This window comes from Chryseobacterium balustinum (assembly GCF_900168205.1).
Lineage (GTDB): Bacteria > Bacteroidota > Bacteroidia > Flavobacteriales > Weeksellaceae > Chryseobacterium > Chryseobacterium balustinum.
Genome location: NZ_FUZE01000015.1, coordinates 55,411 through 68,799, shown reverse-complemented (window position 1 = coordinate 68,799; position 13,389 = coordinate 55,411). Strand labels below are relative to the sequence as shown.

Annotated in this window: 10 protein-coding genes; 4 read left to right on the top strand and 6 right to left on the bottom strand. The window is 31.3% G+C overall.

The annotated features are described in order from the left end of the window. Positions 1-379 precede the first annotated feature (379 nt). The 6 genes from B5X64_RS15475 to B5X64_RS15450 all read right to left on the bottom strand — a co-directional run bounded on the left by B5X64_RS15475 (position 380) and on the right by B5X64_RS15450 (position 9,145). On the bottom strand, positions 380-2,221 hold the full coding sequence (locus B5X64_RS15475) for a hypothetical protein (RefSeq protein WP_079466091.1): 1,842 nt from the start codon (positions 2,219-2,221) through the stop codon (positions 380-382). Positions 2,222-2,731: 510 nt separating this feature from the next. Then, the gene (locus B5X64_RS15470) at positions 2,732-5,083 is read right to left on the bottom strand and encodes a WG repeat-containing protein (protein ID WP_164463483.1); all 2,352 of its coding nucleotides are present in this window, start codon (positions 5,081-5,083) and stop codon (positions 2,732-2,734) included. Between the two features lie 613 nt (positions 5,084-5,696). Further along, a complete protein-coding gene (locus tag B5X64_RS15465) occupies positions 5,697-6,356 on the bottom strand; it encodes an endonuclease/exonuclease/phosphatase family protein (protein ID WP_079466089.1) in 660 nt (219 codons plus the stop codon). A gap of 68 nt (positions 6,357-6,424) precedes the next feature. After that, entirely contained in the window at positions 6,425-7,426 is a 1,002-nt protein-coding gene (locus B5X64_RS15460; protein ID WP_079466088.1) for a hypothetical protein, read from the bottom strand. Positions 7,427-7,493: 67 nt separating this feature from the next. Continuing rightward, positions 7,494-8,768, bottom strand: coding sequence for a hypothetical protein (locus tag B5X64_RS15455; RefSeq protein WP_079466087.1), 1,275 nt, complete (start codon positions 8,766-8,768; stop codon positions 7,494-7,496). A gap of 131 nt (positions 8,769-8,899) precedes the next feature. Continuing rightward, positions 8,900-9,145 (bottom strand): hypothetical protein, encoded by a 246-nt coding sequence (locus tag B5X64_RS15450; RefSeq protein WP_079466086.1) that lies wholly within the window; start codon positions 9,143-9,145, stop codon positions 8,900-8,902. 481 nt (positions 9,146-9,626) lie between these two features. Here B5X64_RS15450 and B5X64_RS15445 point away from each other — a divergent pair, with 481 nt between their 5' ends. The 4 genes from B5X64_RS15445 to B5X64_RS15430 all read left to right on the top strand — a co-directional run bounded on the left by B5X64_RS15445 (position 9,627) and on the right by B5X64_RS15430 (position 13,366). Further along, entirely contained in the window at positions 9,627-10,070 is a 444-nt protein-coding gene (locus tag B5X64_RS15445; protein WP_079466085.1) for a JAB domain-containing protein, read from the top strand. Positions 10,071-10,120: 50 nt separating this feature from the next. Further along, positions 10,121-11,077 carry a zincin-like metallopeptidase domain-containing protein gene (locus B5X64_RS15440; protein WP_079466084.1) on the top strand — a complete coding sequence of 319 codons (957 nt, stop codon included), beginning with the start codon at positions 10,121-10,123 and terminating at the stop codon, positions 11,075-11,077. A 310-nt stretch (positions 11,078-11,387) separates the two neighbouring features. Continuing rightward, positions 11,388-11,963, top strand: coding sequence for a hypothetical protein (locus tag B5X64_RS15435; RefSeq protein ID WP_079466083.1), 576 nt, complete (start codon positions 11,388-11,390; stop codon positions 11,961-11,963). After that, positions 11,963-13,366 (top strand): DUF5712 family protein, encoded by a 1,404-nt coding sequence (locus B5X64_RS15430; RefSeq protein ID WP_079466082.1) that lies wholly within the window; start codon positions 11,963-11,965, stop codon positions 13,364-13,366. Before B5X64_RS15435 ends, B5X64_RS15430 begins: the two co-directional genes overlap by 1 nt. Positions 13,367-13,389: the final 23 nt, after the last annotated feature.

The following is a 13,389-nucleotide window of genomic DNA, read 5'->3' as shown; positions in this document are numbered from 1 at the left end:
AAACTTTTATCTAAATTTTCTGACGAAAACAGGATAATGTCTCCGTGGATGTTAAAAGTCACAGTTTTTGAAAAAAAGGGTAATGTCTCCGTCTTAGACACTCCGTGATTATATATATTACCTTCAAACAAATAATTTTTAGCTTTAATTATAAAATATATAAAATAATATATTGTATAAATAGATTATATTTTGTATATTAATTCAATACACTGATTATAAGTATTATAAAACGTAAAATAAAATTTTTGTCATTACCATTTTATTTATAATGAGTATGTCGAAATCCTTTTTATTTCAATATGATGATATTAGCTATTTATTATGATACGGAGACAATATCCAGTTTTCTACAGCTTTTATTTACTTTGTGCCAATGTTAATCTAGCCACATTACACTTGATGAAGCAATTCTATAATAGCTACCATCTTTTGATTTTATTTTGCTAATATTCTTACAAATTGCATCTGCATCCATCCAACCGTCATTATTTTTTTGTTGCCAGTCAGCCCCCCAAGAATTATGTATTTTAAATACTTCTATTGTAGCTATTTCTCTTTTAACTTTTTTATATCCAGAAATAACAATTGAATGTGGCATTTTACATTCATCATTTTTGTCCTCTGATACACACAGAGCTGGTAATAGTACGGGTTTATTAAGATGTAACCCTTTTAAAATTTGATTTTTTATTTCACTAGTAGTGACATCCATTGAATCCAAGGGAAATGCAGCAGCTCTGAATCCTGAAGGAAAGTTTTCTTTTTTGCATTCACTAAAAATTAGTGTATAAAGAAATTCATTAAAACTATTTTTTGTGAGCGCTTTTTTTAAAGTGGGTTGATTAAATTCTAGTTTTACATAATCATTAAGTTTTCCAATTTGTTCAGAAAGATTTTGCACGTTTTTTTCATCCTTATTCCTAAATCGTTCGAAGATAGTTCTTGAATAGTTGAAAAATTCATCTCTCTTATTCAAACCTGTTTGTCCGGTAGAACTAAAACTTTTCACTAAATTTTCAAAATGCTTGCAATTTTCTAAAATTAAACGATTACCGTTCTTTGAAAGACTGTCAATAATATCTCTCATACTTCTTGCGTTATCTTGATTTGGTTCAAACGTGTAATCAATATTTGGAACTTGATTAGTGTAAGCCAATAAACCAAAATAAGAAATAGCACTATCAAAAGGTGGATTTTTAGGGTCAGGAATATCACTCTTCCATTTCGTATTTACATATTGCTGTAAAATAGCAGCTAAACTAAACGCTCTGCAGTCTCCTAAATCATCCTGTGTTTTGTAAGCCGGCATATTTTCTATTTCAATTTTTGTTCCTGGTACTTCTTCATAGATTATAGTGGGTTTTGTGATAGCGTAGCTCAAATCATCGCCCTTGCAATAAATGGGTACAAAAGGATTGGTATAACTAAATTCGGATGTTTTATCAGCGATTATTGTAAATTTATCTGTAGATAAAATTATTCTTGCTGGGTTCTTTTTTTCATATTCCTCTTTTTCATTGGTTATAATGCGCTGTTCCCAATCATTTTTTAAAGCTAAGAATTGGTAAAATCCGTCCTTGTGTATTTCAAATTCATGACCAAACTGTTGAGCAAGCTGACCTTCCTTTACCTGTTGTAACTGATGATTGTATATTGTTGCCATTTCATCAGGGTAAATAGGAATTACTCTGTGGTTAATCCATTGTCCGTTCTCTTGATGCACGCGCATTAGATGAAATGTTTCCACATTATAATGATACAAAGTAGGGTTACCTAAATATTTTTTGCCCCAAAAAGCATAATAACCTTGGTTTTCGTGGGTAAATATTTTGGTTTCTTCGCACAGACCATTTTCACAAACTTTTACGATGTAACCATTGTGTTTTTTGTCTTTGTAGAGTTCTGGTATAAATACCAAATTCTCGTTACTTATTGTATCTAATAGGGTAGGTGTAGCAATACCGGCAATGTTTTCGGATACAAAAAATTTTCTATGCAGATTAAAATTTTTGTTAGATTTTACAATGCTTAATTCTGTTTCAAAAAACTTAGTTCCCATTTCTGAAACCTTGTAGCGTTTTAAGTTCGGTTTCGAAACAAATTTATTAAGATGCTTTTGCTTAATAATAGAATTTTCTTCAAAAGCCAAAACTGCGTTGGGTAACATTATTGCACCCGTAACAAGCAAACTGTTTTTAAGAAAGCCTTTTCTGTCCATGATTTAGTTTTTAGTATTGCAGTTAACTAATATATGTCATAAGGTGAAAATTTCATACCATATCTACTACTAAAATACCGAAATTCTGCCAAATAATTATTGATTCTGTTTATTATATTTGTTCAATTTTTTTTACTATTTACCAAAATTATTCATTCCTAGCAAAATATTTTTTTCTAATCTCGGACGGAGACATTATCTCATTTTCTAGTTTGTCGGAGTTTAACATTCGAAAACTATTGTTTTTCGTTCAATTATCTCAAATAACCATATGTCCTACATGGTCGCTGAATTTTTTTTAGGTATTGCATGTTTCCCTAATTTTAATAAACAGAGGATATTTCAAATAATCCATCAAAAAAAGAGACTACTCAAAGTCTCTTATAAATAGTTAGAATGTTTTTTAGGAGTAACAATACCTATAAAAAAGCGAGCTGAATGTGTTATTCAACATAGTATTATTTTGGGATTTCATGTTTAATGATAGAAAAATGGGTAATGCAATGGCTTTTATTTATTTTTCTTCCGTTCATTTTCGTTAAAAATACCAGCCTGCAAATCCAGCATTGGCATACGGTTGCCATATCTGTCAATTAAAAAAACATCGTCACTCTTTTTTACATAGGCATAACCATAATAAGTGAATTCACTTGCCATCTCGTAAATAAATGGTATAACTTCTTTTCCATCATAATCAAGATATCCGTATAATCCATCTTTTTTGGCAGCGATCAATCCGTCATGAAAAGTGAAAGACGCATAATCAATTTTTTTTGGAGATGAAATTCGTTCCGCCATCATCGTGAGGTTAGCACCTGCTTCATATAATATTTCATTGACAATGAATTTTAATGTACCTTCTGTATAACCTGCAAGCACCTTTAATTTACCAAATTCGGCCATGTCAAAAGTAGCATCTGCCGGCAATTTTAGTTTGTCAGTGTTTATGATTTTACCTCCCTTTGCGACAAGATGATTTCTGTTACCTTTTTTTAAAGAGGAATAGCCATTATGGTAAAAACTAAGTAGTTCACTTCCATTGGCGTCTGTGAGGACGTCAAATGTTACAGGAATAACTTCTTTGCCGTTACCGTCAAGAAAACCAACTTTTTTATCACGCTGCACAAAAAAACAGTCCGGTTGATCCAATACTTCCTTGTAGGATAAATCAGTAACAGCTTTCCCATTTTTATCTGCTATTCCATTTGATGGGCACATCATCCCACAATTTTTTGCGATATGGAAACCTTCTATCCCTGCATAATAGCGTATATAATCAAAATCTTTAGATAGGAATAGTTTTTTGTCTTTGACTATATAAAGACCATCCAATGAATTTCCTTTTTTAACTCCCCTTATATACAATACATATTCCGAATTGGATTTTGATGAATCCAATTGAGCTGAACCGAGATCATATTCAAACGGCAGCACTTCCTCTTTTGTGGCAAGATCTATTGCGCCCCATTTTCCATTACTTTTTTTCAAAAATGCATATTGAAAGTAAGCGCCCTTTATAGGTTCAGTGTGTTCAAGTTTAATATCTTCGTATTTTCCAAATGGAATTTCCATCTTTCCATCCTTTGTAATTAAAGCAACTTTCTCATCTTTTCTGATGATATAATAGGTTGAGCTATGCCAAAATCCGAATGGATTTCCGTTAAGACTTGAGTAATACTCAAATGGAATCAGTGTTTTTCCTTTTGAATTGATCACTCCATAACCATTTTCAGTTTTTGCAGATATGATACCTTCTCCTCTGTGTTCAACAGTTATGTCATTTTCATTATAGGTTCCTTGTGGAAGTAATGGTTTTCCGCTAGTGTCGATAAATTGCCATCGGTCATCGTATTTTACCTTGGCAATACCAAGAATCTCACTGTCGAAAGTAGAGGCATCCTGAAAAGTACGGTTAAAAAGCTGGTTGCCTTTTGCATCGTAAAAACGATAAATGCCGTTTTCGTTGTCAGTACTTCGTTTTTCAGTTGCCGTAAAAATGGTTGAATCGTCATTATCATATATCGAAAGACTTTGTATAGGAAGTATAAACTTTTTAAGAGCATAATTATAAAGGCCGGAAAGCCTCTTTTGACGTACGACAACCATCGTGCTTTTAGCGGAGAGTTTTTCAAGCGATTGTTTTTCAAATGGAAGAAGTATTTCCATTTTTTCATTCAGAATACCGGTCAGTCCTTCTGAGTTTTTTACTTCATAAATTCCCGGAGCTATTTCTGTAAAGGTTTTCATCCCTTCAAGGACGAGTGGTGTACCCACCGGACTGAAATTGTGAAATTTAATGTTTTCGTCCACTCCCAAGAATGAACCGTTTTCATCGACCCTGCTGTAAGAAAAATTAAAAGGGACAAGGACTTTATTCTGGATAGTAATAAGACCCCACTTACCATTTTTAACTGCAGACATCGTGTTCTTTTTACTGATGAGTCTGTTGATAAAATCATATTCGATGGGGACCACTAATTTGCCATTGCTGTCAATTAGCCCGTACTTACCTTTGTCTAAAACAACTGCAAAACCTTCAGAATAATCAGAGATAAAGTCATATTTTTCTGGTACAACTGCATTTCCACTGTGGTCTATAACACCGTATTTACCGTTATTCTTAACTGTTGCTCGACCTTGAGAAAATAGTTCTGCCCAATCATATCGGTACGGTATAAGTGGCTTCAGAACATTGTTATTAAGAGCATACCATTTTGTATATCCTACTTTTTTATCAGGATTTACAGTTGTTATAGTATCCACCTTTGTCACCTGAGATTCGATATAGCCGGAAAGATCCTGTGCACATAAATTGGTGCTAAAAAGGATAATCAGTAATAAAACTATTGTAAATCTTCTCATGCTATTCGAGTTAAGCAATAATAATTGAATGTATAAGGAATTATAAATTTTGTCCATTAGATTTAAATATTGAAATGTTTAATAAGTTTTTTCTTCATGCTTTGAATTCTTGTTTTTAGAATGTTTTTTTGCATTAATTTTAGAAAGGATTGGATTTTAAAGTTAGCTGATGAGATTATGATGCTTCTTACAATTTAAGCTTAAAATTTTAGACCTTAAAAATAGATTATTTTGTTAGTAGCCGAAATACTCCAAAAGGGGTATTTTTTTCAAAAAAGAATCATTAAAGATGATTTTTCTGGTAATGGTTTGAGGAAAGGGACCATTTTTGCTGGGAAGAAAGAAATCGAACTTGTAGTTCTTTTATAATCATAATAAATATAGTTTCTATGTTGCCACCGTTTTCAATTATGAGAAAATCACGTCAATTATAAACTAACATTTTGGATGGTTTTCCGTCATTCTATACCACACTAAGTGCTCACTTTGCATTTCCGTTTATGCAAAAATTTAGCTTATTTTTCGTGTAATATTACAAAAGCTAAATTGAATTCTTAAAAATGTTCACAATTACGGTCATCCACAGTTTTTATATTATTTTCTTTTGTAGAATTTATGTGAGCGTTATCATATGCCCAACATGGTCACTTAATTTTTTTTGTGTATTCCATATTTCTATTTCTAATTTTTTGTTGATTAAAAGTTCATCACTCAGAACAATATGATCAACTGTGTCCACAATGTCAGCCGTTGTATTAATGAGTTCAAACCTGTCAAAAGCATCAATAAGTATTTCACGAGCTTTTTTACTGGGCCACGGTCGTCCCGAAAAAGTTGTATTTAGATCACCGGCAAAGCAAATTTGTCTGTTAGGAAACAAAATTTCAAAGTCAGAGAGTTGTCCATTCAAATCGCTGTCAAAACGGGGCTGGCGATTTCCGAATACTCCAATTATTGATCCGTAAATTGTAAGCAAACCAAATGGTGTTTCTAAGTCTGTACAAACGGTAGTGAATTTATCGAACGTATCGTGTCGAGCTGCAATATTATACTTTGTTAAAATACTTACCCTGATTTCTCCACCTTTATATTTTATACCATCAAAGTCAGTGGGCAAAAGCTCCGTGGAAATACAATTGTAATTGTCTAGCTGAATGGCAGTGTTTGTTTCAGTTAAAATCAAAATATCCGCATCAATTTCAACTAATTTTTCAAGTATAAGATTGTTCGTTCTTTTGTCAAGTCGTTGTAAGTTCCAGGTTGCTATTTTCATTGAGAATGAAGAATTATTGATTTATTTTTCAGTTTATAAATCAGAGCAAGTATGCATTCTATTGCTAATTATTTTTCCATCTCATTTTTGTCATAAAACTCAACATCAAACTGCCATAAACGGCTATAATTTATTTTAGCACTAGCGTTGAACATCTTTAAAACTTCAGCATTAATACCTCCGGATAAGTCAATTTTTTCTTTAAATGTTTTTTGCGTTTGATTACCATGAATTCTGGCATTAATAGTGGTCATTATATTTGATAAATCATAAATGAATTTTTTGTTTCTTAAAGCTCTTTCTGGATCAAATACTCCAGATCCATAAGCTTCAGTCCTAACATGTTCCTTTTTATATTTTTGATTTCCATTAATGCTAAACTTAATTCCTTTAAATATTCCACCTGCGTTTGCTTCAGACTCAAAATCTAGAACATCGTTAATTTCGATTCTTTTTGCACCTAGGGCTTCATAGGCACTAATTATCTCTTCTAATATTAAATCTTCGATTACTTCTTTTGATTTTTCGAGAGGTAATAATATATTCTTGTCTTTTGGATGTTCACAGTAGAGACCATTACTAAAACTTGCCTTTTCACCCCCATAATGTCTCTTATCAATAGAATTTTTTTCTGCAATAATTAGTGTGGAATTAATGTTCGATGACATTAAGGTCTTAAATGCGTCATCTTGATTGTTAAATCGACTAAACGCTCCATGAATAATAGATTGATCTTCACCAATTCTATAATTATCTTCTAGTAGCTGATTAGGTATTATTATAACTTTTTTATCTGTTGGAGTAGCAAGAAATAAAGGTTTGTAATTTGAAAGGCTTTTATAATTACTGTATCCTCTCCTAATTAAATCAACACCAGCCGTGTATACATTAGAATACAGTAATACTTTTTGCCAAGATTTTTTTGAATCATTGTTATCACTGAAATCAAAAATTGAAAGAAAATCTTTAACAGTCAAATCTTTTTTTTCTTGTTCTGTAGGCATTCTACGCCCATAAATTCCAGTTTGCTGTTCATCACTTAGAGAGTCGATTAAGTAATAATATTTCATATTTATAGTTTAAATATATAGTATAAGTTTTGACATTTTAGCCTTAACGGTGCTTTCTCTTTGAATATCATTTCGCAGAAAGCTTAAAATATCTTGTATTTTCAATCAAAGCCACCACCTCCAAGTTTACATAGATGTCATCTTCAAACCCATCATTTTCGAGAGCGAGGTAGACGTATTGAGATTTATTAAATTTGATCAATCCATTTCTTGAGTGAGTATTTTTAATGGAATTATTTATGTCATAATTGAAAGATTTTAAATCTTGAAAATTTTGTGCATCTTTCTTATTATCTATAAAATATACATTAGTAAAGGGCTTCTCTTTAGTGGGTGCGGTTAGAGAGTTTAATAGTTCTCTTGTTAATGAAGATTCTACAATAGTTTCCTCTTTTGTGTCTGCTCCTAAAATTGTGAAAGTTTTTAGTTGGGAATCAACATCATTTACCAGTTTTGCTTCACCACTTTCTATCCGTGCATTTGTAAGATTTATTCTGTAAATCCAATATTTTGTATTAGAAGGTATTTCAATTGGAATAATAATTCTGTCAGCACCTTTTAAAAGTCCCCAAGCCTCAGGTTCCTTCATTGTAATTTCGTAAGGCTCATTGAAAACATTTACAGATTTGAAGGTAGTTAACTTTTCATAGTCATTTTTCTCAACCTCACTCCAGATTGTGTCATATTCTATTTTAGGTTTTGCTTCTGTTATCTCTTGGGGCTGCTGTGCGGACAAATCTTTACTTTGATCTTTTGATTTACTGTAGAAATTTAGGCTTATACCACCTATCGATAAAATTAAAATACCAGCTACAGCTAAAATTATCTTTTTATGTTTTTGTAAATCTACCGGGGTATTATTAATTTTTACAATAGTTTCCTTTTCTCCACTAGTTATGCGTAAAATTCTTTGTATCAATTCTACAAGTAAACTTGCCTTTTCTTTATTTTTTGCAAAAAATTTAACAATGTCAAAATTTATTATTTCGCCATTCTTCTTAGAAAATACCAAGGAATGATTTATAAATTGAATAGTGATAATTTCGGACCATAAAATCTTCACCAGTAAATTCTTAGAAAACAAATTATTCTCAGCGTACGAAATAAAAGATTCTGTAATTATGACAGAATCTTTTTCAGTTATCCCATTTTGTATTAATAAAAGAATTTCTTCATTTAAGTTTAAATCATGTACTTGCGTCGCAGATTTATTTTTCGCAATTGAATTTGATTTTAAGGAATTGTAGGTAAAAATATCATTCCATATTTTAGTTTCAATAAATCTTCCCTCTTTTTGTTCGAAATTATAACCGTTTATAATTCTTAAAATTTGTTGCTTCATTAGTTTTTTAGATCAATTTGTGTCGAATTTTTCTGGACCTTCTATTGGCGGGCATCAGTGGCGACAAGTTTACATGGTTTACCGTAAAGATATGAAAATTTATGGCTTTAGCTTCTGCTGGCTAATAAACCTCATTCTACTGAACCTCTGAGGGTAGTTTTAAATTGCTTTTTAAATATGTCTTTTAAAGAGTCTACAAAACTCACTTTATACTTCGATTCTATAAAATCACTTTCCTGCAGAACATTACAAGCTAATCTTAATAGATCATGTCTCCCGATATTAGGATCCTTTCTGATGGATTCTAAATAATTTCTTCTCAAATTATTATTAGGTAAATTATCCAGAATATTAATTAACATATGGAGTTCCTTCATTTTGTAAAAGTAAAGGAACGTAATTGATATAATATACGGATTACCGTAGTTTGAGAATAAAGTATGGTATTTTATATTTCAACACTTCTTCATCTTGTCGGGTTTTCTCTGATTTTCTATAGCAAATTTATTGCGTCAACCACTTCACAAAAAATCTATTTGGGAATCCGAAAAATGAGATTTTCCAAACCCACCACAAATATATTTCAGGCTTCATCAATATTCATCTTACAGCTGATTTCAAGGATTTGATTTCAGTTTTTTTGTGCTTTTCCTCAATAGTATAATCCGCATAGAAAAGTCAGAAACCTCACAAAATGCAAAAGCAGTTCATTGAAATTTAAAACTTCCATTAGTCTTCTATTCTTCAAAAGAATAAGGATTTATAGAAAAATCAAAATTTCCTTCAATCTGCAAATCACAAGTTTTAAATTTTTAAGTACGGGAAAAGCAAGCCTCCGCCGTACTCGGAGCAAAAAAGATGAATTTTAATATTGTAAACGAAATCAAATTAAGCTATTCAAGAAAAGGAAACGCAGAAAGAATAGTTTCTAATTCTTACGAAGTATCAGAAGTTTTTAGGGCTCATTTTGACACTGAACAAATTGACTATAAAGAAAGTTTTTACGCACTTTATTTAGACCAAAAAAATAAAGTTTTAGGAATTAAAAAAGTATCAGAATGCGGAATCAATTCTACACTAGTAGATGTAAGAATTGTGATGCAGGGAGCATTATTATGTAATGCAAGCGCAATAGTTGTTTGTCACAATCATCCGTCTGGAAATCTAAAACCGTCAACTCAAGACATCAAAATGACGGATAAAATTAAAGAAGCTGCAAAGGTTTTAGATTTTTCTGTACTCGATCATATCATTCTTACTTCAGAGCATTATTACTCTTTTCTAGACGAAGGTCATTTATAAAAATCAAACTTCACAATATTCAATTTCATATTAAATCATACAAAATAGTTATGCAAACAATTACAGAAAATACGGCAGTTTTAAGTAAAAAAAACGAAAAAAAATCAGATCAGTTTATTGAAAGAATCTTGCAAGATTTAGACAAAGTTAATGCTGGTGATTGGGAAATGTACAGCGACTTGAGAACGGTGTATCCTTCCAATTTATTTACGGGAACACATTACCAAGGCTACAATGTTTTGGCGCTATATCTAGACACGATGGTGAAAAAATTTTCATCAGCAAGATATGCAACTTTTAACAGTATTGCGAAAGCTGGAGGAAGATTAAAGAAAGGTTCAAAAGGATGTTTAATTGAATTTTTTACTTACATTTTTAAAGATAAAGAAAGTGGTAAAACTGTGAAAAATGAAGTAGCAGCAAAAATGAGTAAAGAAGAGAAAAAGAAAATTGTTAAGATTCCATGTGTTAGAAATTATGTTGTTTTTAATTCAGAACAGATTGAAAATTTAGATGAAATTAATGTCAGTTTATCAGTACAAAACGCTAAAGAATCTGACATTTTAGAAATAGAAAATTCTGAAAAATTTGTTTATAATATTATAAAAAACGGAAATCTAAATTTGCGTTATTCTATCAACGAAATTGCTTTCTATTCTCCTGGATCTGATTTTGTATTGCTTCCTAAAAAGCAATATTTTATTTCGGCTTCTAAATATTACAGTACGTTGTTTCATGAAATATTACATTGGACAGGGCACGAGGGAAGACTCGACAGAAATCTGAAGGGGCATGATGATAAGGAAAGTTATTCTTTTGAAGAATTAATTGCCGAAATGGGTTCAATGCTTATTTGCCTACAGTTCGGAATTTCAGACGAATTTATCAATAGCGTGCGTTATCTTAAAAGTTGGTCAGGCTCAAATCGTGAAGATAGAACCATAAAAATGCGCAGTGCATTTGTAGAGTCTAAAAGAGGAAAAAAATATCTCGAAAATTTACAATAGATTTCTTATTGAATATTTATAAATTGATACCCTGATTTAAAAATCGGGGTTTCTTTTTCTGCGGATTTTAGGCAAAATCCGCAGAAAAAGAAACATGGAAATAGGTATAATTTTGGCAATTATTGTCCCCTTAATTGTAAATTTATTGCTAAATTTAAACGTATAATTTGGAAAGCAAGAGGGAACGAGGCTTTTATAGCCATCGTACTGATATATAGTTGATTAAATTTAATCATAATTTATATAATGCCAAAATTTAAGGTATGAAAATTTTTAATAAATTGATAAATAGGTAATTATAATTTTATTTATGGAAAAAAATAGTGAAATTTTTAAAAAGATCGTGGTTTCAGAGATGACCCATATTAATCTTACAAATCTGAAGAAGATATATAAGATCACGTCAATGGACAGGCTAATAAATGAGTTAATTAGCTATAGAAACAATGACAGTAAAAAGTTTGGATTTGATAATGACTCTTTGAAAAAAGATATGGTCGATTTTAAGGGCAAACTGGATGCTAGGATTGATGGTGTTTACAAAAGATTGGGCAAGTACAATGATTTGTATTTTGGTAAAATCATTGATGTGAATGACAAGATGGATGAGCTTTTTAAATTATTACATAAACCAGAAAAAGTGATAGAGACGAAAATAATATCTGATGTTGAGACAAAACAAAAAACTGAAAATATTGTTGATCTAAAACTTCAAAAAGACTTTGAAAAACTAACCGCTTCTCATGAAATTTTAGAGCTTGAAAACGAAAAGCTACAGCAAAGAATTAATTTACTTCAGTCGAAATTTCAGTCTAATAAAAATCCTTTTTCAAGTAAGTTTGAAGCGAGTTTAAGTAAAGGTGAATTTGATAATATTTTTGGCTAATGCATATTTCTTTCACAAAACACGATCCTAGAATTTCGACCAGCTCAAAAGGCATTTTAGAGTATCTTGATAAGGAAAATATTGGAAGAGAATCTGAGTTTGAAGATTTAAAAGAAAGCGAAGATTTAGAACTTTCGAACTATGATCAGCAGATAGAAAATCAAAATTTGTTTTTTACCAATGTTGAAAATAATGAGGAAAAATTTTTAACAAAGGATCAAGCTTCCGATAAAATTGATGACAACTTAAGTTATCGTTCTAAAGAGAATGAAAGCAAATTTTTCATGCTTAATATTTCGCCCGGAAAAGATGAAATTGAACATCTGAATGAAGTTGTGAATCTCGAATTGAAGTCTAAAGGAATTGGTGAAAAAGAACAGGAAATTTTGAGCAAAACAGAAGAGGGAAGTAGATATTTGAATCTGATAAAAAATGATTTAATACATCAGTCACTTCGGGAATATACGAGAGATGTGATGAAAAATTATGCTGAAAATTTTGATCGTACTGTTTACGCTAATCCGGACAAATTACCCAGCCAAAAAGAAGAAAAAGAAATTAACCACTCAGCCAAGCAAGAATTATTCTCAAAGGGAATTTCTCCAAATGACTCTTCGTTTGCTGAAAAATATCAGAAGTTGCGTGAGCAGAAAGCAAAGGATATTGGCAAAGACTTTTCCGTACGAAAAATGGATGAAAATGATTTGGTTTGGTTTGCAAAAGTTGAAGAAAAAAGAACGTACAAAGGAAATGACAATTGGGTGATGGCTAACCGAAAAATTCAAAAAAGAATTAATGAACTTAGCTATTCGACTCGTGAAGATGTAAAAAAAGAAGTAGAAGATCTTCAAAAACAATTGTTTAAAGATAAAGTAACCGGGCAGGTTATTAGAGAAGGGATGCGAAAAGGCGGACAACAGTATCATGTTCATGTGATTGTATCAAGATATGATAATTGTCCCAACAAAAGGCACCGAAAATCTATTTCTCCATTATCTAATCACCGAGCCGGAACAGTTGCTAATAAAAATATTGCAGTAGGATTTAATAGGGATAATTTCTTCAAAAAATCTGAACAGAGTTTTGATCAGAAATTTCATTTTCAGAGAACCAGATCTTATGAGAAATTTAATCAACAGAAGAAGGAGAGGAAGGCAATTTTGAGTTCTAAAGTAAAGGCAACCAGTAAAACGCTCGTTTCACAAATTACTTCACCCATCAAACAGGAGATTTTAAAAAATTCAGGAATCCAGGAATTAAGCAAACTCAATATCATGAATGGAGTTAGCAAGGAATTAGGATTTAGAATTCCACTAAGTGTTCCAAAATCCCCGCTGCAGATGGTTTATAAAATTACTAGATCTGCAGTTGGAAAGGTTTTGGATGTGGGGAAGGGGTATTAAAAAATAAAAAGAGTGGTCACATT

Coding starts and splice junctions, on each gene's coding strand:
- B5X64_RS15440 (WP_079466084.1), top strand. CDS start 10,121: ATGCAAACAATTACAGAAAATACGGCAGTTTTAAGTAAAAAAAACGAA.
- B5X64_RS15465 (WP_079466089.1), bottom strand. CDS start 6,356: ATGAAAATAGCAACCTGGAACTTACAACGACTTGACAAAAGAACGAAC.
- B5X64_RS15435 (WP_079466083.1), top strand. CDS start 11,388: ATGGAAAAAAATAGTGAAATTTTTAAAAAGATCGTGGTTTCAGAGATG.
- B5X64_RS15460 (WP_079466088.1), bottom strand. CDS start 7,426: ATGAAATATTATTACTTAATCGACTCTCTAAGTGATGAACAGCAAACT.
- B5X64_RS15455 (WP_079466087.1), bottom strand. CDS start 8,768: ATGAAGCAACAAATTTTAAGAATTATAAACGGTTATAATTTCGAACAA.
- B5X64_RS15445 (WP_079466085.1), top strand. CDS start 9,627: ATGAATTTTAATATTGTAAACGAAATCAAATTAAGCTATTCAAGAAAA.
- B5X64_RS15470 (WP_164463483.1), bottom strand. CDS start 5,083: ATGAGAAGATTTACAATAGTTTTATTACTGATTATCCTTTTTAGCACC.
- B5X64_RS15430 (WP_079466082.1), top strand. CDS start 11,963: ATGCATATTTCTTTCACAAAACACGATCCTAGAATTTCGACCAGCTCA.
- B5X64_RS15450 (WP_079466086.1), bottom strand. CDS start 9,145: ATGAAGGAACTCCATATGTTAATTAATATTCTGGATAATTTACCTAAT.
- B5X64_RS15475 (WP_079466091.1), bottom strand. CDS start 2,221: ATGGACAGAAAAGGCTTTCTTAAAAACAGTTTGCTTGTTACGGGTGCA.